The 19,010-nt window shown below is 52.7% G+C and carries 18 protein-coding genes and 5 pseudogenes; 14 read left to right on the top strand and 9 right to left on the bottom strand.

The window, feature by feature from the left end:
* Positions 1 to 325 precede the first annotated feature (325 nt).
* Genes CWM58_RS20660 through CWM58_RS20650 form a run of 3 tightly spaced genes read right to left on the bottom strand, consistent with a single transcriptional unit; the run spans position 326 to position 1,889 of the window.
* Positions 326 to 892 (bottom strand): phage polarity suppression protein, encoded by a 567-nt coding sequence (locus CWM58_RS20660; protein WP_100681664.1) that lies wholly within the window; start codon positions 890 to 892, stop codon positions 326 to 328.
* A gap of 17 nt (positions 893 to 909) precedes the next feature.
* Positions 910 to 1,155 (bottom strand): ogr/Delta-like zinc finger family protein, encoded by a 246-nt coding sequence (locus CWM58_RS20655; RefSeq protein ID WP_004136116.1) that lies wholly within the window; start codon positions 1,153 to 1,155, stop codon positions 910 to 912.
* Positions 1,152 to 1,889, bottom strand: coding sequence for a glycoprotein 3 (locus CWM58_RS20650; RefSeq protein ID WP_100681663.1), 738 nt, complete (start codon positions 1,887 to 1,889; stop codon positions 1,152 to 1,154). The genes CWM58_RS20655 and CWM58_RS20650 overlap by 4 nt, the downstream gene beginning before the upstream one ends.
* Before the next feature lie 538 nt (positions 1,890 to 2,427).
* Between CWM58_RS20650 and CWM58_RS20645 the strand changes: the two genes are divergently transcribed.
* The 9 genes and pseudogenes from CWM58_RS20645 to CWM58_RS20610 all read left to right on the top strand — a co-directional run.
* A complete protein-coding gene (locus CWM58_RS20645; protein ID WP_044613203.1) occupies positions 2,428 to 2,694 on the top strand; it encodes a helix-turn-helix transcriptional regulator in 267 nt (88 codons plus the stop codon).
* Positions 2,691 to 3,029, top strand: a pseudogene (locus tag CWM58_RS29415) (ash family protein); the annotation flags it as partial. The gene CWM58_RS20645 and the pseudogene CWM58_RS29415, both read left to right, overlap by 4 nt.
* Before the next feature lie 24 nt (positions 3,030 to 3,053).
* The gene (locus CWM58_RS29410; protein WP_257964679.1) at positions 3,054 to 3,248 is read left to right on the top strand and encodes a host cell division inhibitor Icd-like protein; all 195 of its coding nucleotides are present in this window, start codon (positions 3,054 to 3,056) and stop codon (positions 3,246 to 3,248) included.
* Positions 3,245 to 3,472 carry a hypothetical protein gene (locus CWM58_RS20635; RefSeq protein WP_004098168.1) on the top strand — a complete coding sequence of 76 codons (228 nt, stop codon included), beginning with the start codon at positions 3,245 to 3,247 and terminating at the stop codon, positions 3,470 to 3,472. The genes CWM58_RS29410 and CWM58_RS20635 overlap by 4 nt, the downstream gene beginning before the upstream one ends.
* Entirely contained in the window at positions 3,469 to 3,789 is a 321-nt protein-coding gene (locus tag CWM58_RS20630) for a DUF5375 domain-containing protein (protein ID WP_002889897.1), read from the top strand. The genes CWM58_RS20635 and CWM58_RS20630 overlap by 4 nt, the downstream gene beginning before the upstream one ends.
* 13 nt (positions 3,790 to 3,802) lie before the next feature.
* Positions 3,803 to 6,145, top strand: a complete 2,343-nt coding sequence (locus CWM58_RS20625; protein WP_100681662.1) for a primase-like DNA-binding domain-containing protein — start codon at positions 3,803 to 3,805, stop codon at positions 6,143 to 6,145.
* Positions 6,146 to 6,606: 461 nt separating this feature from the next.
* Positions 6,607 to 7,341 carry a hypothetical protein gene (locus tag CWM58_RS20620; RefSeq protein WP_074440718.1) on the top strand — a complete coding sequence of 245 codons (735 nt, stop codon included), beginning with the start codon at positions 6,607 to 6,609 and terminating at the stop codon, positions 7,339 to 7,341.
* Positions 7,342 to 7,387: 46 nt separating this feature from the next.
* A pseudogene (locus CWM58_RS29575) lies at positions 7,388 to 7,575 on the top strand (primase-like DNA-binding domain-containing protein); the annotation flags it as partial.
* 568 nt (positions 7,576 to 8,143) lie between these two features.
* Positions 8,144 to 8,254 (top strand): annotated as a pseudogene (locus CWM58_RS20610) (DUF4102 domain-containing protein); the annotation flags it as partial.
* A 313-nt stretch (positions 8,255 to 8,567) separates the two neighbouring features.
* Here CWM58_RS20610 and CWM58_RS20600 read toward each other — a convergent pair.
* Genes CWM58_RS20600 through CWM58_RS20590 form a run of 3 tightly spaced genes read right to left on the bottom strand, consistent with a single transcriptional unit; the run spans position 8,568 to position 10,073 of the window.
* Complete coding sequence (locus tag CWM58_RS20600; RefSeq protein ID WP_004192264.1) at positions 8,568 to 9,047, bottom strand: Hcp family type VI secretion system effector; 480 nt, start codon at positions 9,045 to 9,047, stop codon at positions 8,568 to 8,570.
* A gap of 2 nt (positions 9,048 to 9,049) precedes the next feature.
* Positions 9,050 to 9,397, bottom strand: a complete 348-nt coding sequence (locus CWM58_RS20595; RefSeq protein ID WP_100681660.1) for a hypothetical protein — start codon at positions 9,395 to 9,397, stop codon at positions 9,050 to 9,052.
* A gap of 1 nt (position 9,398) precedes the next feature.
* Positions 9,399 to 10,073 carry a hypothetical protein gene (locus CWM58_RS20590; protein ID WP_100681659.1) on the bottom strand — a complete coding sequence of 225 codons (675 nt, stop codon included), beginning with the start codon at positions 10,071 to 10,073 and terminating at the stop codon, positions 9,399 to 9,401.
* Between the two features lie 558 nt (positions 10,074 to 10,631).
* Between CWM58_RS20590 and CWM58_RS20585 the strand changes: the two are divergent.
* The 3 genes and pseudogenes from CWM58_RS20585 to CWM58_RS29065 all read left to right on the top strand — a co-directional run.
* Positions 10,632 to 10,900, top strand: a pseudogene (locus CWM58_RS20585) (tlde1 domain-containing protein); the annotation flags it as partial.
* Positions 10,875 to 11,141, top strand: a complete 267-nt coding sequence (locus CWM58_RS29335) for a hypothetical protein (protein ID WP_100681658.1) — start codon at positions 10,875 to 10,877, stop codon at positions 11,139 to 11,141. The pseudogene CWM58_RS20585 and the gene CWM58_RS29335, both read left to right, overlap by 26 nt.
* Before the next feature lies 1 nt (position 11,142).
* Positions 11,143 to 11,235 (top strand): annotated as a pseudogene (locus CWM58_RS29065) (type VI secretion system tube protein Hcp); the annotation flags it as partial.
* Positions 11,236 to 11,263: 28 nt separating this feature from the next.
* Here CWM58_RS29065 and CWM58_RS20575 read toward each other — a convergent pair.
* The 3 genes from CWM58_RS20575 to CWM58_RS20565 all read right to left on the bottom strand — a co-directional run bounded on the left by CWM58_RS20575 (position 11,264) and on the right by CWM58_RS20565 (position 15,554).
* Entirely contained in the window at positions 11,264 to 12,133 is an 870-nt protein-coding gene (locus CWM58_RS20575) for a phosphorothioated DNA-binding restriction endonuclease (RefSeq protein ID WP_042936901.1), read from the bottom strand.
* 243 nt (positions 12,134 to 12,376) lie between these two features.
* Positions 12,377 to 14,056 carry a glycoside hydrolase family 43 protein gene (locus CWM58_RS20570; RefSeq protein WP_100681657.1) on the bottom strand — a complete coding sequence of 560 codons (1,680 nt, stop codon included), beginning with the start codon at positions 14,054 to 14,056 and terminating at the stop codon, positions 12,377 to 12,379.
* Positions 14,057 to 14,114: 58 nt separating this feature from the next.
* Positions 14,115 to 15,554 (bottom strand): MFS transporter, encoded by a 1,440-nt coding sequence (locus tag CWM58_RS20565; protein ID WP_165455226.1) that lies wholly within the window; start codon positions 15,552 to 15,554, stop codon positions 14,115 to 14,117.
* A 426-nt stretch (positions 15,555 to 15,980) separates the two neighbouring features.
* On the opposite strand from CWM58_RS20565, the gene xylA reads away from it, so the two are divergent.
* Entirely contained in the window at positions 15,981 to 17,300 is a 1,320-nt protein-coding gene (xylA, locus tag CWM58_RS20560; protein WP_032736746.1) for a xylose isomerase, read from the top strand.
* 269 nt (positions 17,301 to 17,569) lie between these two features.
* On the top strand, positions 17,570 to 18,952 hold the full coding sequence (locus CWM58_RS20555) for a carbohydrate porin (protein ID WP_072125516.1): 1,383 nt from the start codon (positions 17,570 to 17,572) through the stop codon (positions 18,950 to 18,952).
* Positions 18,953 to 19,010 lie beyond the last annotated feature (58 nt).

The raw sequence follows: 19,010 nt of genomic DNA, 5'->3' as shown, positions 1-19,010 counted from the left end.
GCCTCAGAGGCTCGCCACGCCCCCGAACAGCACCGCACCACCCATCGATACTCCCGTGAACCCGTGCAGCGCAGCGACGCGCTCAGGCCGCGAAATTAAATATCATTAAATAAATACTTTACCGCTGGCGCGCAGTGCTTTCCCCGCCTCGCCTGCACGCTTCGTGGGTCGGTTTTCATGCAGGTGCATGGGCAGGCTCAGGCCGCGCCGGGACAGGGCTGCGAAGGGAGTGACGGGACGGAGGAACGCATGCAAAACCATGCACCCTGTGGATGCATGGCTTAATTCGGGAAAAATAGCGGTATTTTCGGGGATTTTTGCGGGACTACCTGCTGGCCAGTTCCGTGCGCCGGCGGGCATAAATCAGACTCTGTGCGGGGGTGTATTTTTCCTGATTATCCACCCGCGAAGCCGCGTCAGGCCTGAATCCGATGGCCGTTAAAATATCGCTGTCTTCTGCCGAATAATTAATTTCTTCACCGGTACTCAGCCACACGGACAGCGCTTCGCGCAGGTAATGCGCCGAACGGTCGAGCGCATGGCCGGTCAGGAGTGCGGGCTGCTGGCTGAGTCCCATCAGCTCCGGGGCAAGCGTGGCGGCCAGCTCTGTCCCGTGTGCCTGCATAAAGTCATTCAGCCGGTTGCGGATACTGATGCGCTGTACCGCTTCATGGGAGCGGATATAGCGCCCGGCGGCCTGATTTATCTCCCATTTTTTGACATCGATAATGTCGCGTAATTTCTGCATTCTGCCCGGTATACGGTCATCCCCGGCCAGCACCTGTTCCCGGTATTCCTGCTCTGCGGCCGCCAGTTCGGCTTTACAGTTCAGCCAGGCGGTTTCGTTCTTCTGACAGGCTTCAAAAGCCTGCTGTAGAGTAAGGCTGGTCATGGTCAGTTCTCCCCTGATTAATGACGGTATGGCGAGCTGTAGCAGCCCTGAACTTTACGGGGTGCCGGGGGTGTGACCGGCTCCGCGACAGGCGGCGTTTTCTCCGCCGGGGGCCGGATAACCTCGTCGATGGCTTCAGTGGTGCGGAACGTCGCCGAGCACTCAATATTGGTGCACTGGTGATAGCGCTGTTTGACGTTCTCCGACAGATAGCGGGAGGTGCGGGCATGCGCCGACTTTTTGCAGAACGGACAGTGCATCATGGCAGCAGCCCCCGCGCTTTCAGGTCAGCCTCGCGCTGACGGATTTTCTCCTGCCAGACTTTTAGCTGGCCAGGTGTGCTGGCGGCGTCGTGGTCCATGTGCGGAAGCGCGACGGCCGGGAAGCCGGTCAGGGAGAGCACCGGCTCATCGGCTGGCGTGACGGAGAAGGCGCTCACTTTCCCGGTCAGGAAGGTCACCACCTGATGCATGACCTCTTTCTCCGGCTCGATGTAGCCCTGATGGCCAATGGTGTTGGCGAGCGGGTTTGCCATCACATCCGCTTTCAGCACCATCGCCCGGACCAGTGGCCCGAGGGTGTCGTTCAGCGCGCGGTTAAGCTCTTCCTTCGCATATTCAGACAGTACAGCATGATGCGCCTGGCGGAATGCCCGCGCGGTGCTGTTGCAGGCGACTTTCAGCAGGTCACGTTCAAAGGCCAGCACTTCGGTCAGGTTGTCACATTCCTGCGCCAGCTCCCGGCGGGCCACGCGTTCGATATGGCCGCTTTTCAGCTCATCGGTCAGCATGGCACCCCCGGCACGGAAAGCGGCGCGCCAGGTGCGGGTATCGCTGCCGTTGTCCTGCTCCAGCGCCGCTTTCTGCTCCTCCGCACGGGTGATGGCCGTCAGGGTGTCTTCCATCCGGCGGGCCTGTTCAAGATGGGCCGCTCTGGCGGCGGCCAGTCGCTCCAGCGCCGGTTTCAGGTAATCAGGGATAAAGGTGGTGTCGGTCATGGCAGGTTTCCTCGTGGTTTCAACTTGAGGTGATTCTGCCGGGGCACACACAACAACACGACCTGTTGCGGTTGTGGCAGTTCTGGCACAAACAGGACGTTAAAACCCGGCTTGCCAGAGAAAGGTCTCAGGAAAAGCATACTCACCGTTTGTTTTTTTACTGTTAACTATTCACCACTGTTCACCATAAGAAAAAATATAAGTAATACAGTAAGATAATGGGTGAACAGTTGAGGGGGTGACTGTTCACCCACTGTTCACCACTGTTCACCCTCGGTTTTCGCAGTGACGATATCACTTAGACTTTATTTCGATTAATAGATAAATATTTATAACTAAAAGTAATAGATATTGTTGTAATGTAATGCAGTGATTTGCATCTGTTTGCCAACGTTTGCCACTGTTTGAGTCTGAGAAAAGTCAATGTTTGTTTTCCCGAAAATCTCACATGACCCGAGAGAAAATATAAACATAATAGGGAGCTACCCGAGGCCGGACGGACACGACCGGCACTGTATGGACTTTATGAGGTAGCCCGATGCACACCGCTTTTTCTTCCCCGTCTTCTGCCCCTGCCGCGCCGCTGATGCCGGTTTCTGATGCCGTTCAGGAGCGCTTTATCCGTCTGCCCGAAGTGATACATCTGTGCGGGCTGTCCCGCTCCACGATTTACGACCTCATCAGCCGGGAGGCTTTCCCGAAACAAATCTCCCTCGGCGGAAAAAACGTGGCGTGGGCGCAGTCAGAAATCACCGGGTGGATGGCCGACCGCATCGCCGAACGCAACCGGGGCTATGACGCATGATGATGCCCGTTCCGCAAAAAGCCCCTTTTTCTGGCTTGCTTCCCTTCGCCGTTTCCAGGTATAGTTTTGCCGCTGTCGCAAAATCGACAGCCGGAATTGGCGTTCCGAATAACTTCAAGGCGACACGACACGCGCCATGCGTGTTTTTTTATGTCGTTGCTCAGGCACACCCATTTTCAGGGCTGTGGTGTTTATTCGTGCACCAGGGTTCTTTTCTGATAATGGTAGTCCGGGCGGGGCAGCCTTCGGGCTGGCCGGTTCCCTTGAAGGCCGGTTACGCCAACCCCGCTCGGGCTGCCACCAGTGAAATTGGCGTTTCCGGTGGTAGTTTTTCAAACTACTTCAAGGAGGCTGCCGTCATGGCTACTATCCTCACCCCGTCACACCCGCAATTTGTCTTTGTGTTTGCCGCCGTCCGTCGCGCAGACCGTCAGCCCCGTATCTGCATGCTCCGCGCTGTCGCCGGGGATGAACACACCGCACGCCTTTCCCTCGTCCGCGATTACGTCCTCTCGTTTGCCGGTCGTCTGCCGGTGGCGGAGGTGCGCGCATGAAACAGCCCGCCATCACCGTCAAAGACCTCGAATGCCTGGAGCACCTGCGTAACGTCGGTCAGTTCGTCGGCGAGCTGATGCAGGTGCAGGACTGTACTTCCCTGCGTCGTGACCCGACCCAGCAGTTACAGCTCACTTCCGTGATTTACCTCATGACCGCCCAGCTCGACGGCGTGGTCGAGCGCTGCAACCACCGCTGGTTCACCGGGGAGGGCAACGTATGAAAACGCCTCTGCCACCCGTATTGCGTGCCGCCCTGTATCGCCGCGCCGTGGCCTGTGCCTGGCTGACCCTGTGCGAACGCCAGCACCGCTATCCTCACCTCACCCTCGACGCGCTGGAAAGTGCCATCGCCGCCGAGCTGGAGGGCTTCTACCTGCGCCAGCATGGCGAGGAAAAAGGCCGTCTGATTGCCTGTGCATTACTGGAAGATTTGATGCAGGCCGGGCCGCTGAAAGCCGCCCCGTCGCTGTCCTTCCTCGGGCTCGCCGTGATGGATGAGCTCTGCGCCCGCCATCTGACATCGCCTGTACTGCACTGAGGGAGAAAAAACCATGAAAATGAACGTAACGGACACCGTAAAACAGGCGTGCGGCCACTGGCCGCGCATTCTCTCGGCGCTGGGCATGAAAGTGATAAAAAACCGGCCTCAGGCGTGCCCGATTTGTGGCGGTGATGCCCGTAGTGACCGCTTTCGCTTTGATGACCAGGAAGGGCGCGGCACATGGTACTGCAACCGGTGCGGCGCCGGTGACGGCCTGAAACTGGTTGAGAAGGTGTTCGGCATATCGGCACCTGAGGCCGCCCGGAAGGTGAACGCCGTCACCGGCCACCTGCCGCCGGTAGCCCCGGAGATGATTGCAGCCGCAGACGCCGGAACGGAGGCCGACCGTAAAGCAGCGGCCGCGCTGGCCGTCAGACTGCTGGAGAAAACGCGCCCGGCCACCGGCAACGCCTACCTGACCCGCAAGGGCTTTGCCGGTCGTGAGTGTCTGACGCTGACCGCGTCGCACAAAACCGGCGGCGTGGCCTACCGCGCCGGTGATGTGGTGGTGCCGCTGTATGACGGGACCGGCGCGCTGGTTAACCTCCAGCTTATTAATGCTGAGGGGCTCAAGCGCACCCTGAAGGGCGGGCAGGTCAAAGGGGCATGCCATCTCATCGACGGGCAGAAACAGGCCGGGAAACGCCTGTGGATAGCGGAGGGTTATGCGACCGCGCTTACCGTGCATCACCTGACCGGAGAAACCGTCATGGTGGCGCTGTCGTCCGTGAACCTCCTTTCTCTGGCGAGCCTGGCCCGCAGCAAGCACCCGGCCTGTCAGATTATCCTCGCCGCTGACCGTGACCTGAACGGCACCGGCCAGAACAAAGCCACCGCAGCCGCTCAGGCCTGTGAGGGCATTGTCGCCCTGCCGCCGGTGTACGGTGACTGGAATGATGCGGTGATGCTGAAAGGCGAAGACGCCACGCGGAAAGCCATTTATGCCGTCATCCGGCCAGCGGCCCAAAGCCCGTTCGATACCATGAGCGAGGCGGAATTTACCGCCATGAGCGCCAGCGATAAGGCGATGCGGGTGCATGAGCATTACGGTGAAGCGCTGGCCGTGGACGCCAACGGCCAGCTTCTGTCCCGCTATGAAAACGGCATCTGGAAGGTGATAACGCCGTCTGATTTTGCCCGCGATGTGGCCGGGCTGTTCCAGCGGCTGCGCGCCCCGTTCTCATCGGGGAGAATTGCCTCGGTGGTGGAGACCCTGAAACTGATTATTCCCCAGCAGGATGCACCGGCACGCCGTCTGATTGGTTTTCGCAACGGGGTGCTCGATACCAGCTCAGGTATATTCAGCCCGCACAGTAAATCGCACTGGCTGCGCACCCTGTGTGACGTGGATTTCACCCCGCCGGTGGAGGGCGAAACGCTGGAGACCCACGCGCCGAACTTCTGGCGCTGGCTCAACCGGGCGGCCAGTGGCAACCCGACAAAACGTAACGTGATTCTGGCCGCACTGTTTATGGTGCTGGCGAACCGCTACGACTGGCAGCTCTTTCTCGAAGTCACCGGCCCCGGCGGCAGCGGGAAAAGTATCCTGGCTGAAATCGCCACGATGCTGGCCGGAGAGGATAACGCCACGTCAGCGGACATCGACACGCTGGAAGACCCGCGCAAGCGTGCCTCCCTGATTGGCTTCTCGCTCATTCGTCTGCCTGACCAGGAGAAATGGAGCGGTGACGGTGCCGGGCTCAAGGCCATCACCGGCGGTGATGCGGTCTCCGTTGACCCGAAATACCAGAATCCGTACTCGACGCATATTCCGGCGGTGATTCTGGCCGTGAACAACAATCCGATGCGCTTCACCGACCGCAGCGGCGGCGTGTCACGTCGCCGGGTAATCATCCACTTTCCGGAGCAGATAGCCCCGGAGGAGCGCGACCCGCAGCTCAGGGATAAAATCGCCCGCGAGCTGGCCGTGATCGTGCGCCAGTTGATGCAGCAGTTCAGCGACCCGATGAGTGCCCGCGCGCTGCTCCAGTCGCAGCAGAACTCCAATGAGGCGCTCAGCATCAAGCGCGACGCTGACCCGACCTTTGATTTTTGTGGCTATCTGGAGGCGCTGCCGCAGACCAACGGGATGTTTATTGGTAATGCCAGTATCATCCCGCGTAATTACCGTAAATATCTCTATCACGCGTATCTGGCCTATATGGAGGCCAACGGGTACAGGAATGTGCTCAGCCTGAAAATGTTCGGACTGGGACTGCCCATGATGCTGAAAGAGTACGGGATGAATTATGAGAAGCGGCACACAAAGCAGGGGATACAAACCAACCTGTCGCTGAAAGAGGAAAGCTACGGCGACTGGCTGCCGAAGTGCGACGAACCCACCGCTACATAACCTATCCGGACCGGCAACAGCCGGTCTTTTTGTATCTGCCCCTCCCTCAAGGGTGAACAATCCACTGTTCACCCTTCACCGTATGTTCACCCTGTATCACTATGAAAGTATTAATAAAAAACAAAAGGTGAACAGTGTGAACAGTTAAACCCAAAAAAACTTTTTACCCCCCTCATCACCATCATATTACGGTGATGGTCGCCGGAAACAGGCCAGGAACGCGCTGAGGTGAAGAGTTGACTGTTCACTCTTCACCAACTGATCACCATCTATCATTATGATATTAAAAAGAAAAATAAGAAGGTGAACAGTGTGAACAGTTAAATGCAAAAAAACTTTTTATCATCCTCAACACTCTGCTCACTACCATATAATTCTGTACTGTGGTCACGGTATTATTTTGAAGGTAATTTTTAAAATATTAAGGGCGGACAAATCGTCCGCATTCAGTGAGGTTAACAATGGCGCAGGATGCCTGGATTGTGCAATTGCAGATGCTATTAAATCATATACCCGTCAAGGATATTATGGTTAATGCGGTTGGAAGTTTTGTTGGTGGTATAGCACTCATTTGGCTCGCAATGAGTAAGCATGGAGTTCGTGTTTTAAGGTCAAAGTTAGCAAGACCTAATGTTCGTATCGAACGACGTAGAACACCTGAAAATATATTCACAGGGATAGAGCTTGGTGCTCCATCTCGCTGGGTTGAGCAGCAACTAGGTGTTCCTAACCGCATAGGTGATAAATGGTGGGGATACAGGTATTCAGACTCACTGGTTTCTCTGACATTCAACACAAATGATTCTATCGAAACCATTGCAGTGGCATTGATTGACCCTGATACAACTTTCGAATTTCCATCTTGGCACCTTTGCTTCCCACCGCTGGGAAGATTAACCCTAAAAGACCTTATGGAAGAGGAACACTTAACTTTGGAGTATAGGGAATCCTCACGGCATCAAGAACTCGTAGTTTCAGGAAGAGAAGGGCCACCAGGAGCATGGAATTATGTTGCCTTTGGGGCATTGTCGCCTCATGTCCCTGGGCAGTTGTTACCGAGTGATTTCGAATGGGATAGGGAGAGTGAAACTCTTCTGAGCAACTCACAAAACGTAAAAATCAACTGGGCAGCAGTTTCAAGCACCTCATACATCTATACTTTTCCATGGGACTTAGGTTTAAAGCTTCAAGCTTGATAGCATTGATTTGGCGTATCTGCTTATGTTGATAAGTGAGGTAGATATGAAGGCTAACGGGTACAGAAACGTGCTCAGCCTGAAATGTTCGGGCCGGGGCTAACCGTGATACTGAAAGAGTACGGGATGAATTACGAGAAGCGGCAGATAAAACAGGGGACACAGACTAACCTGAAGCTCAGGGGCAGCAACGGCGACGGGCTGCCGAAGTGCGACGAACCCGCAGCGACATAACCCACCATCAGACCGGCACCCGCCGGTCTTTTATGCCTGATTATCCCAACGGATGAACAATCGACTGTTCACCCTTCACCGTCTGGTCATCACTTAATACCATGAAATAATTATATAAAAGTCAGAGGTGAACAGTGTGAGTAGTTAAATGCAAAAAAACTTTTTTATAGCATCTTTGTCCCGGTTAGGTTCCGAGTTACGGATCCTAACCAAAAGAAGCTTTCAAAATTTTTTTTGTAAGTCATATCAGATAGCTAAGGTGAATGGTGGTGAAAAAATGGTTGGGGGCACAAATGGGGGCATAAATCATGTTGTTAATTATTTATCTGTTGTTTTTCATTGTGTTGAGTTGATGTTTGAGTCCGGCCTTCGCACCAAAAGACACAATCAAGTCGCTTAAGGGCACTTTTTTTGTGCCTGAAATTTAGTGCTTACCTGTCATTCCTGCGCCCGCGATACTGGCTCTCTCAAGGTCAACCCACTTCAATGCACATCTACCAACAGATATAGGTATAAATGATGGTATTCCAAGTTCGATAACGCTGTTACCAGTAGGGAGGGGATAAGCATGGCGTTACAAGATATCGAAGTCGGAACAGCTATGCCAGCGGACAAACAATATAAGCTGACCGATGGCAACGGTATGCATCTTTTCGTTCACCCTAATGGCTCTAAATATGGACTGACCCCACGCCCGTAGCCACTTGTAAACGATACGATACGTCGATGGTATACCGTGGCGAAAGCTTACAAGCGGAAATTAGAGCGATTTATTCCAGCCTGGAGCAGCGGAAGTTATAGGGGTTTATCGCAATGCAGGTATCGAATGGGCTGAATTAATTCAGTTATACTCAAGGAGGTATAGGCTTAAGATACTATGCCTCCAAACCATGCGGTTGCATTTGGATGGCTTGTTTGGCGAGGGTGGTTTAAATCATCAGTTAAACTTAGAAAAGGCCACTTTTTTGAATGGCCTTTAGTCTAAGGGGAGTTTATGCTGTTGCCCGATGATTCCAGGAATCTTTGTAAATGATATTCCCATCGCAATGTTTCCAGGTGATGGCCTCATACCTTAACTGAATCGTTTCGCTATGTGTGCCTGTACCAGAATCAGGAAATAAGTTGGGGGTAATTCCAGTTACTTTTACATTCTCTAATATAATATTAAAATATTCGCTTTCAACACCTGCATCAAGGATCTGATACATCTTTATGGTTGCCGACTTTAATGTTTGGTTCTCACTCAGCGCTTTGTATAAAAGGGGCGTTGTTTTATCAAAATCTTTCTGTACCGTAATAGGCGTATGTACTCTGGTTCCTGTTAATCTCCCGGTGTTTCCATCCACAGGAATGGATAGGTGGTGCGTTACCGCTTTTAATTCAATAGCGCCAATACGCCCTGTAACGAGAGAACTACCCGTTATAGGGGAGCCGTTTGTATCGGTTAGCCAAAGATATGCTGGATTTGACATGATTATTCCTTATCTCTATTTATAAATGAAGGTAAACAAAACATTATAATGACCCATAAAAACAGACCAATAATCTTAACCGGCCACGGGTCAAATAAGGCTATGCAAACAATAGCGCCTATAATTAGTAGCGGGCCTGATAGTAAATTAAAAACACCGCTTAACACACCTATCTTTGTTCCCAGAAATCTATTCAACGCAATGGCGATGATATAAGCGCTGCCGATTGTAATCGTTACTGCGATTATTTTATTCTGCCAGTTATTAAACTCAGTCAAGCAAATAAAGCATGCAGTAATAATATAGGTGCAGAGAACTATATCGACGAGTGGCGTGATAATTTTTTTCATATCACTCAGCCTTAGCATTCGTATTTAAATGATCTTCCACTCTTTTCATAATCTTGTCGAACACAGGGTTGCCCTCAGTGTACCCTGCATGGATGGCATCCACAAAAGGTTGTACCGCATCGGCAAATAAGAAATAAAGAAGATCATAATCGCAGGGCCTTAACAACGAGTATACCTCGGGCGCTTCATTCCTGAGTTTATTAGACGTCCTGATGGAACGCTCTGCCATTCCACCAAACAAGAGGATAGTACTTAAAAAAGCTATTGGATTCCCTTTCCCCTTAAATACTACATAAGTAAATGACGTTTTTTCTATAACGGCTTTAGCAATGTTCGATGCGATAATATTCGTAGAGATTCTACCCACGATAGAGGTAACTACACTTCTGTATATTCTATCTTGTTCTGATTCGGATAGATATTTATTAAATAACTGAAAGATTAATTTAACTGCATTAACGATATTTTCATAGTTAAGAATGTCATGTCTTATCGCGGTCATCATACGGATTCTTTCTGTTTCACGTTCATATCTTGTATCCGTATCAAAGATACCGTAAATCAGATAACCATAATCTAAAGGAACAGATAATCCACCATTGATAAGCCCTGTAACTGTATCAGGAGAGATAATGATGTTATATAACTTCCGCGCTATCCCTTCTATGTCTGCCATATAGCTATCCTATGTTTAAATAAATGACTGAGGATGTACATCATTTTTGCAAGAAATAATCGATGGTAATTTACAAGAGAATAAATAACTTGATAAGTGTTACCATAACCTAATTGTTACAAATTGTATTGCAAAATGATTTTGAACCATTGATTTAAATAAGGCGTAAAACATCATAGTATATCACTTTACGGTTGATTATTATGATGGATTATCTTGGTGTGAGATGTATTAATTTAATAAATAATAAAGCGCATATAAGTATTCGATAAGTGATTGGATACGCAAAAAATTTGGATGTTAAAATTATTAGTTTATATGTGTTTGCTCTGACTTGTTCATGGCAGAAACAGGTTTATGACTCATGAACAGGGGGGTATGTGAACACATCGACAGCATCATGTTGTGCCGTCGATATCCTTCACGAGCAAACATTGACGAATTCACCAGAGTGATATCCGCTCCCGGCGTGAGAACGGAAGCTACAGCCAAATCTTTGAAAATAAATAAAAGCAGGCTAATACCAATCGTTTCATTACATCCTTCCGCGAACTACGGTGGGGGAATAGCGATTGGTTTGCGTTATGGCGTGGCGACCACGGAATCGACGATGAGAGGTGGGTAAAGGTGTGAAACGCGGTAATTTCCGTTTGCATCCGGGGACGGTTTTCGAGGGTTGTATTACTATCGCCCATAATTCTGATTTTGCCATAATCCGGAATGCGCTTATGAATACATCGTTAGTACAGGTTCCCTGCATGCGTTCCCTGAGGGCTCGCGGTTGGGTGGAGGTTGTTGCCAGTGGCTCTAATAACGCTTGCCCGTAAAATCAGTAAGATTATTTATTTTATATTGCTGTTTTTGGTTCTGGGACGTGCACTTCCAAGGCCGGAAGTCTATCTCGATTATGATATCGCAAGGGATATTTGCCACTTCTTGTTCGGGAGTGTGAACGCCGATACGATGTATGACACTTTCTTTTATATATCGCTAATAATAGTGATATGCCTTTCAACTGTACTCTACATTATGACATTGCAGTTAATTTCAACGATAAGTAGCAAATGAGATGCCAATTCCTCCGTATATGTGGCTTAAAGACGATGGTGGCGCAGACACGAAAGGATCTGTTGATGTTCAGGAGCGAGAAGGCAGCATCGAAACCCGCTTATCACCATCCCCATACCCCCTCACCCCCTGAACACCTCCCGCCGGTGCCACGCCACAAACCCCTCCTGGGGATAACATTCTTTCCCCTGCGGTAAGGTAATCGGCTTACCATCAAAATCCCAGAACAGCCTGCCAACGATGCCCCCGCCGTTCACCGCCGGTGAAACCTGGATGCGCATATCCTCATCCAGACCAATGGATCCTTTATCAAAAGCCTTATGGTGAATCGCGCAGAGCGCCAGGCCGTTAGGGATTTCGCATGGGCCGCCGTGCTGCTTCCATTTTATATGGGCCGCTTCCAGGGCGACGGAGGTATTATCATGGCGCATATTGAAGCCGCAGATCGCGCACTCATAGTTATAGGCGCGCAGCACCTGCTGGCGAAAATGCGGGTCGCGTTCTTTACGGATCTGCAGCAGATCAAACCCCATCTCTTCAGCCAGTTCTTCCTGAATACTCTCCGGGAAATGCGCCTCGAGGATCTGATGGGCGAGGGTATTGATCAGCTTCTTATTTCTGTTGAGTAGCGCAAAATGCGGCTCATCGAAGCCGCCGGCGACGTGGCAGAGCTCCAGCTCTTTGCCGGGCGGCTGTCGGCTGCCCTGGGTTGAACACTGCTCGCTGTTGTGCAGCTCCCAGAAGCCGTCGCCTTTCAGGCGCCAGAAGGGCATGTCCGGCCGGTACTGGCGGCGCTGCGGGCCAAAGCGTTCCAGCAGGCTATGCAGCTCATCGCGTATCTCCGAGGCGTAATCGAACATCCGCGCATGGCCGCGCTGGTACTGAGAGAGGACATACAGCAGCAACAGTGGCTTATGCGGCGCACGCTGTTCGCCTTTGCGCCAGATGGTGATGTTCTCGATCGCGTGTTGCAGGGTCGTGCTGGAGGGCATAGTGTGACATTGGCAGCTAAATAAATGCGATGATGCTCGCAAAATCCTTGCCGATCAACCCACCAGATGCGGCGATTCCAGGTGGATCGCTTTTTAAGTATTACGACGGATCTTGCTGTGGGAGTGGAGACCGCGTTCGCCTCCTGCGACGCAAGCCTGAAAAAATCGGAAGCGCATAACCGTTGCGTTCCCGCACACCACAAACCCCACGCTACCTTACCGGTAGCGTGGGCCCGCTCTTTCTTACTTATCCCGCGTCTCGCCAGCCTCCCAGCTATAACTCCCATCGGCCGCTAACCTATCGCCCAGCTCCTGATACTCGAACTGATAAAACTCAGCCTGGGTGCCGTACCCGGCGTAGTCTACCGCCGCTAGGCCGACGAACGCGCCGGTAAAGAACCCGCCGTAGCTCTGCAATACATAGTCATCGGACAGCACCGCGGCATCCAGCTGGACCGGGATCTCGGTGAAGGTCACGCCATCGAAGCTGTATTCATAGCTGTAGGTCTGCTTGCGGACTTTGGTCCGGAACCAGACGTATTCGACGCCGTCCGGCACCTTGATGGCGTTATCTTTCAGGTACGACGTGTATTTCCCGCGGTTATTTTCGCCGACTTCGATGACCTTGCCGTTAATTTCATTCCAGGTCAGGAAGACAAAGCTCCAGTGGCGGTCGTTATAGTAATTCGTTAACCCGGCCATCTGCTGGTAGCTGAAGGGCTCGAATTTTACCTTCACCGCGGCGTCAAAATAGAAGGCCTGCCAGCGGCGGGCAATCAGCGACAGGTCATGCGTATTGGCTAACGAACCCTGGCCGATTAAGGTTAATTTGCCGTTGCCGGTGGTGCCCATTTTGGCCGTAAACGGCACCCGCAGGGTATTCCAGTTCGGGTCGAGCGCTGGCGAGGTAAAGTCATCCTGCTGGCTATTATCGCTGGCGCTTTCGGTGAAGATGGCGTCTTTTGGCCCTTCGACGAAGGTTTTCCCGCCGTGACCGCCTTCAATACGCGGCCAGCCCTCGTCGTCCCAGTACACTTTCTGGATCGCGGTTTCCCGGCCGAGGGTTGACCAGCCGCGCGGGTCGTAGATGGATTCCCCCGGGCGATTCCACGGCCGGGCGCAGAGCGAGGCGTAATACCATTCGCCTTCCGGGGTGGAGACCAGTGCGCCATGGCCCTGTTTCTGGATGTAGCTGTCCGGGGTATCGACGTTGGTTAAGAACACGTCGCCCGGTTCGGTTTCGAAGCTGTCGGCCTCGAGGGTTTTCGACCGCGCCACCACCTCCTGGTGGGTAAACACGGTGCCGCCCTGGGCGGCAAACAGATAGTAGTAGCCGTTCAGTTTATAGAGGTGCGGCCCCTCGACCAGCGCCACGGCGGTGCCGCGGTAAATGGTGCGCGCGGTTTCCGGCATTAACTTCAGCGTGTTGGTATCCAGCTCCGTTAAGGTAATGCCATCGAAGGGGTGATGGTACTCCCGGTGATCCCAGGTTTGCTGGACGATGTATTTCCGGCCATCGTCGTCATGGAACAGCGAGGCGTCAAACCCGACGCCGTTCAGCTTGATCGGGTCGCTCCACGGGCCCCGAATATCCCTCGCGGTAGTCAGGTAGTTGGTCATGTCTTTAAAGGCGCCTTCGGTGACCTTCACATCGGTATACACCAACCAGAATTGCCCATCGGCCCAGGAGAGTGCCGGCGCCCAAATGCCGCCGGAGGAGGGGTTGCCCTTCATGTCCAGCAGGGTAGTGGTAGAGAGCGGCGAAGGCAGCAGGTTCCAGTTTTTCAGGTCTTTCGACTCATGTAAACGCACGCCCGGGAACCACTCAAACGTCGAGTTGGCAATATAGTACGTATCCTCGACGCGAATAATACTGGGGTCGGCATTAAAGCCGCGTAATATCGGGTTTTGAATAAGTGACATTTCATTACACCTTTTAAAATGGAAAGTGACGAATCGGTCTGATTTATAATTTTTTTAACTACACGCGGATCTCATCCAGCTGACGGTTAATGTCGGTAACATGTTTATCGGAGATCGGATAAGCCTGGATAATCACCATCGAAATAGCGGCCAGCGCGATCGGGATCCACACCGCGGTCATAATGATCCCGTCGATGGCGCTGGCGCTCTGCATGGCGCCGCTTTCATTAAATCCATACACCGCCAGCAGCCACAGCGGGATAGCGCCGCCGATGGTGAAGCCGATCTTGAAGAAGAGTCCCATAATGGCATTGATAATGGCGGCATTGCGTTTGCCAGATTTTAATTCGCCGTACGCGATGACTTCCGGTACCAGCGCCCACATAAAGCCGGTGGCGGAAGTTAAGCCCCACTGTTTAATAAAGGTGGCGATGTAGGCCAGCCACAGGGCGTCGTGCATCCCTTCGCGTGACCAGACGTAGGTCAGCAGTTCGCCGACGATGAACATGGCGAGGAACAGATGGAAGAAGCCTTTTTTACCAAAGATTTTTTTCAGTTTCGGCCAGAACACCGGGAAGGCGATGCCTGGAATAGACGCGACGAGACCCACGGCGCCCATCCATTCGGAGTGGCCGACGACGAATTGGTTGAAGAAGCCGTTAACGGTGTTCATGAAGAACATGAAGGTAAAGGCCAGCATAAAGAACATGCCGAGAATAACCAGCGGGCGGTTATGTCTGAGTTCGTGGAAAAGGTCAGTGGTTTTGACGTTGGCGGTCTGCTCGGCGGTCGCGACAACGCGTTCTTTGGTGAATTTATAACAAATAAACAGGGCCACCGCGCCGATGATCATATAGATGGCATACACGCCAAACCAGGCGTAGTTCGCCGACGGATCGGTATAGTTGCCCAGATTCAGCTCAAGGCCAAAAAAGCCGGTGTCTTTCAGGCTGCGATCTTTAGGCGCCGCCATCTGCACAAACATCGGGAACAGGGTATAGACCAGCAGGTTGGCGCTGTTGGCCAGCATCATGCGGGTACTGGTCAGTTTATCGATCGATTCCGGGTCGCGGGTCAGTGACGCATTCAGCGAGCCATAGGGAATATTGACTAAGGAATAAACCAGGTCCAGCGCCAGATAAATAATAAAGGCGAAAGCCACCGAACCTTTCACTCCAGGGATTGGCGCGAACAGTAATGCCGACAGGATCACCAGTGGAACGCCGGCTCGTAACAGCCACGGACGATATTTCCCCGCTTTCGAGGTTCGTTTATCCACGTAGGTTCCGACCATCGGATCCCAAAACACATTAATGATACGGACAAAAAGAAAAATAAAGCCTGCCGTTGCCGTGCTGATGGTATTTACCGTCAGCATATGCAAAGCCAGAAAACCCCCAATTGTGCCGAAAACCAGGTTTTGCGCAAAGTCGCCCATGCCATAACCAATTCGTTCTCCACGGGTTAATTTATGATATTCCTCATGCCGACTGTGCATTATGTTTTTACTCATTCTAAGCAGACTCCGGTTTGTTTTGTGTAGGTGAAACACTTTCTGACACAGTTGACCTGGAAGAATCTATTACGTTTTTAAATTACATAATTATGTTTTTTTACTTCTGTGATCTTCGAAGCAAAGGCCTGTATCGCCTGCGTTGAACCGCTATCCGCCGCTAATTTTTTGGCAGGCAGGCATTGTGACAAAACCGGCATTTTAATTTGGTATGGAGACCTGAATTCCCCAGGAAGTGTACTCTATACGCGCGCGAAGCGAGATATTTAAAATAGTTTTATTTGCGAGATGGCTCACATTTGAGCATTTTCTCAATCGCCGAGTGAAATAACGTAATTGAGCAACCGACGATGAGAATACACGATGTGTCACAGTTGTTAATTTTCCTGTTTCTCAATTTCGGAGTTCATCATGCAGACCTATTTCGACCAGGTAGATCGCGTTCGCTTTGCCGGACCCAAAACCGATAATCCGCTGGCGTTTCGCCACTATAATCCGGATGAAATCGTGCTGGGAAAACGCATGGCAGAGCATCTGCGTTTTGCCGCCTGTTATTGGCATAACTTCTGCTGGAATGGCGCGGATATGTTTGGCGCCGGTTCGTTTGAGCGTCCCTGGCAGGCCGCGGGCGATGCGCTGGAAATGGCCAAACGCAAAGCGGACGTGGCGTTTGAATTTTTCTACAAGCTCAACGTGCCGTATTACTGCTTCCACGATGTCGACGTCTCGCCAGAAGGCGCGTCGCTGAAAGAATATCTGCACAATTTCGCCGTGATGACCGAAGTGCTGGCGGAGAAACAGCAGCAAACCGGCGTGAAACTGCTGTGGGGCACCGCCAACTGCTTTACCCACCCGCGCTACGGCGCCGGAGCGGCGACCAACCCCGATCCGGAGGTGTTTGCCTGGGCGGCCACGCAGGTAGTGACCGCCATGAACGCCACCCACCAGCTCGGCGGCGAAAACTATGTTCTTTGGGGCGGCCGCGAAGGTTACGAGTCGCTGCTGAATACCGACCTGCGTCAGGAGCGCGAGCAGATTGGCCGCTTCCTGCAGATGGTGGTGGAGCACAAGCATAAGATTGGCTTTGGCGGCACGCTGCTTATCGAGCCGAAACCGCAGGAGCCCACCAAGCATCAGTACGATTACGATGTCGCGACGGTGTATGGTTTCCTGAAGCAGTTTGGTCTGGAAAATGAGATCAAGGTGAACATTGAAGCCAACCACGCCACTCTGGCGGGGCACTCTTTCCACCATGAAATCGCCAGCGCCATCGCGCTGGGGATCTTCGGCTCCGTTGATGCCAACCGCGGCGATGCGCAGCTCGGCTGGGATACGGACCAGTTCCCGAACAGCGTGGAAGAAAATACCCTGGTGATGTACGAGATCCTCAAAGCCGGGGGATTCACCACCGGCGGCCTGAACTTTGACGCCAAAGTTCGTCGGCAGAGCACCGACAAATACGACATGTTCTATGGCCATATTGGCGCCATGGACGTGATGGCGCTGTCCCTTAAGCTGGCCGCGCGCATGATTGAGGATGGCAAGCTCGATCAGGGTCTGGCAAAACGCTATGCCGGCTGGCAGGGCGAGCTGGGGCAGAAAATTATGACCGGGCAGATGTCGCTGGATAATATTGCCCGATACGCTGAGCAGCATAATCTGAATCCGCAGCATCAGAGCGGGCGTCAGGAATTACTCGAAAATCTCGTCAATACCTATATCTTTGGTTAAATTTTGCTGACATGCCCCTGCGGGGGCATGTATTACGCTGTTTGTCCGCTGCCGAAAAATAGCGTTTATTTGTTCGTGCTGTGTTTTTTGTCAGTGGCGAAAGACCGCCTGTTTAATACCAGCGAAGGAGGGAAAGTAGCGATAATTGTGTAATGCCTCTGTGACCGTACAAAATAAAAAATAACTTGTTCTGATGATAGCGACATATTCTGTCAGCTCAGAATAGGCTGGTTATTGTCTGAATAAAATTAACCTATATTGAGAAACTCATGACAATGATAAAAAAGCTTCCATTAACCATGGCGGTTATCGCCGCGTTTTTTCCGCTTACCTCTGTAATGGCGCAAGAATTTACTCAGGAACAGATCGACGCCATCGTCGCCAAAGCCGTTGATAAAGCGCTGGCCGACCGCCAGGCGAAAATCGACGCCGCGGCCAACAAAAAGGTCGACGTGATCACTAACCCGCAGACCACCGCCGCCTCGCCGGATATGGCCATTCCGTTTGGCCTCAAGTTCAGCGGCTATGCCCGCTATGGCGCCCACTTCCAGACCGGCGACCAGAAATATGTCGGCGTCGACGGCTCCTATAACGGCGCCTCGGCGATCGGCCGTCTCGGCAACGAAAGCAACGGCGGCGAATTCCAGATCAGCAAGGCCTTCAAAAGCGCGCAGGGGGCCATTTGGGATCTCAACGTCATGTTCGACCACTGGAGCGACGAGGTTAACCTGAAGAAGGCCTACGTCGGCGTCACCAACGTCCTCGACTCCAACCCCAACGCCTATATCTGGGCCGGGCGCGACTTCCACCAGCGTCCGCAACAGGGGATCAACGACTACTTCTGGATGAACCACGACGGCCAGGGCGCCGGGGTGAAGAACTTTGATATCGGCGGCGTGCAGTTTGACGTGGCGACGGTCTCGCAGGTGAAATCCTGTAGTCCGGAAGTGATGGCCGACGAGACCAACCCGTCGCGTATCACCTGTACCGGCAGCTCCGATACCGGCGACAACGGCCACTACGCGCTGACCACCAAAACCCACAACATCAAGGCCGGACCGATCGACGTCGAGGTGTATGCCAACTACGGTTTTGACTCGAAGGCGGTGGACAGCGACGCGCGCCTCGAAGCCTGGCAGGGCGGCCTGGTGCTGAGCCACACCAACGACAGCGGGGTGAACAAGGTGATCCTGCGCTACTCCGACAACTCGGATAACAGCGTCTACAACAAAACCGACGACCTGACCACGGTCTACGCCAGCTTCGAGGGCAGCCATAAGTTCACCCAGCAGGCGCAGATCGAATACCTGCTGGCCTTCCACGACTACGACAACGGCAAGGACAACACCGACAACCGTAAAAACTACGGCGCCATCGTGCGGCCGATGTATTTCTGGAACGACGTGCACTCCACCTGGCTGGAAGCGGGCTACCAGCGCGTGGATTACGACCAGGGCGGGGATAACCACGGCTGGAAGCTGACGCTGTCGCAGAACATCGCCATCGGCATGGGGCCGGAGTTCCGCCCGATGCTGCGCTTCTACGTGACCGGTGGCCAGGTGGACAACGAGCATACCGCGAAGGTCAACGGCACCCAGGACCAGCAGCTGGATTCGCTGAACGTCGGCGGGATGTTTGAGGCGTGGTTCTGATGCGATAACGTTGTCGAAGGAGCGTTCCCGGCTGGCGCTACGCTTAGCCGGGCTACGA

The sequence above is a fragment of the Klebsiella sp. H-Nf2 genome, from assembly GCF_002806645.1.
Lineage (GTDB): Bacteria > Pseudomonadota > Gammaproteobacteria > Enterobacterales > Enterobacteriaceae > Klebsiella > Klebsiella variicola.
Note: the sequence above shows the minus strand (reverse complement) of the source record. Positions and strands in the feature narration are given on the sequence as shown.

Excerpts from the sequence above, each read along its gene's own strand:
- CWM58_RS20555 (WP_072125516.1), top strand. The coding sequence starts at position 17,570 with ATGACAATGATAAAAAAGCTTCCATTAACCATGGCGGTTATCGCCGCG.
- CWM58_RS20650 (WP_100681663.1), bottom strand. The coding sequence starts at position 1,889 with ATGACCGACACCACCTTTATCCCTGATTACCTGAAACCGGCGCTGGAG.
- CWM58_RS20645 (WP_044613203.1), top strand. The coding sequence starts at position 2,428 with ATGCACACCGCTTTTTCTTCCCCGTCTTCTGCCCCTGCCGCGCCGCTG.
- CWM58_RS20625 (WP_100681662.1), top strand. The coding sequence starts at position 3,803 with ATGAAAATGAACGTAACGGACACCGTAAAACAGGCGTGCGGCCACTGG.
- CWM58_RS20600 (WP_004192264.1), bottom strand. The coding sequence starts at position 9,047 with ATGTCAAATCCAGCATATCTTTGGCTAACCGATACAAACGGCTCCCCT.
- xylA (WP_032736746.1), top strand. The coding sequence starts at position 15,981 with ATGCAGACCTATTTCGACCAGGTAGATCGCGTTCGCTTTGCCGGACCC.
- CWM58_RS29410 (WP_257964679.1), top strand. The coding sequence starts at position 3,054 with ATGGCTACTATCCTCACCCCGTCACACCCGCAATTTGTCTTTGTGTTT.
- CWM58_RS20590 (WP_100681659.1), bottom strand. The coding sequence starts at position 10,073 with ATGGCAGACATAGAAGGGATAGCGCGGAAGTTATATAACATCATTATC.
- CWM58_RS20635 (WP_004098168.1), top strand. The coding sequence starts at position 3,245 with ATGAAACAGCCCGCCATCACCGTCAAAGACCTCGAATGCCTGGAGCAC.
- CWM58_RS20660 (WP_100681664.1), bottom strand. The coding sequence starts at position 892 with ATGACCAGCCTTACTCTACAGCAGGCTTTTGAAGCCTGTCAGAAGAAC.
- CWM58_RS20595 (WP_100681660.1), bottom strand. The coding sequence starts at position 9,397 with ATGAAAAAAATTATCACGCCACTCGTCGATATAGTTCTCTGCACCTAT.
- CWM58_RS20575 (WP_042936901.1), bottom strand. The coding sequence starts at position 12,133 with ATGCCCTCCAGCACGACCCTGCAACACGCGATCGAGAACATCACCATC.
- CWM58_RS20630 (WP_002889897.1), top strand. The coding sequence starts at position 3,469 with ATGAAAACGCCTCTGCCACCCGTATTGCGTGCCGCCCTGTATCGCCGC.
- CWM58_RS20620 (WP_074440718.1), top strand. The coding sequence starts at position 6,607 with ATGGCGCAGGATGCCTGGATTGTGCAATTGCAGATGCTATTAAATCAT.
- CWM58_RS20655 (WP_004136116.1), bottom strand. The coding sequence starts at position 1,155 with ATGATGCACTGTCCGTTCTGCAAAAAGTCGGCGCATGCCCGCACCTCC.
- CWM58_RS20565 (WP_165455226.1), bottom strand. The coding sequence starts at position 15,554 with ATGCACAGTCGGCATGAGGAATATCATAAATTAACCCGTGGAGAACGA.
- CWM58_RS20570 (WP_100681657.1), bottom strand. The coding sequence starts at position 14,056 with ATGTCACTTATTCAAAACCCGATATTACGCGGCTTTAATGCCGACCCC.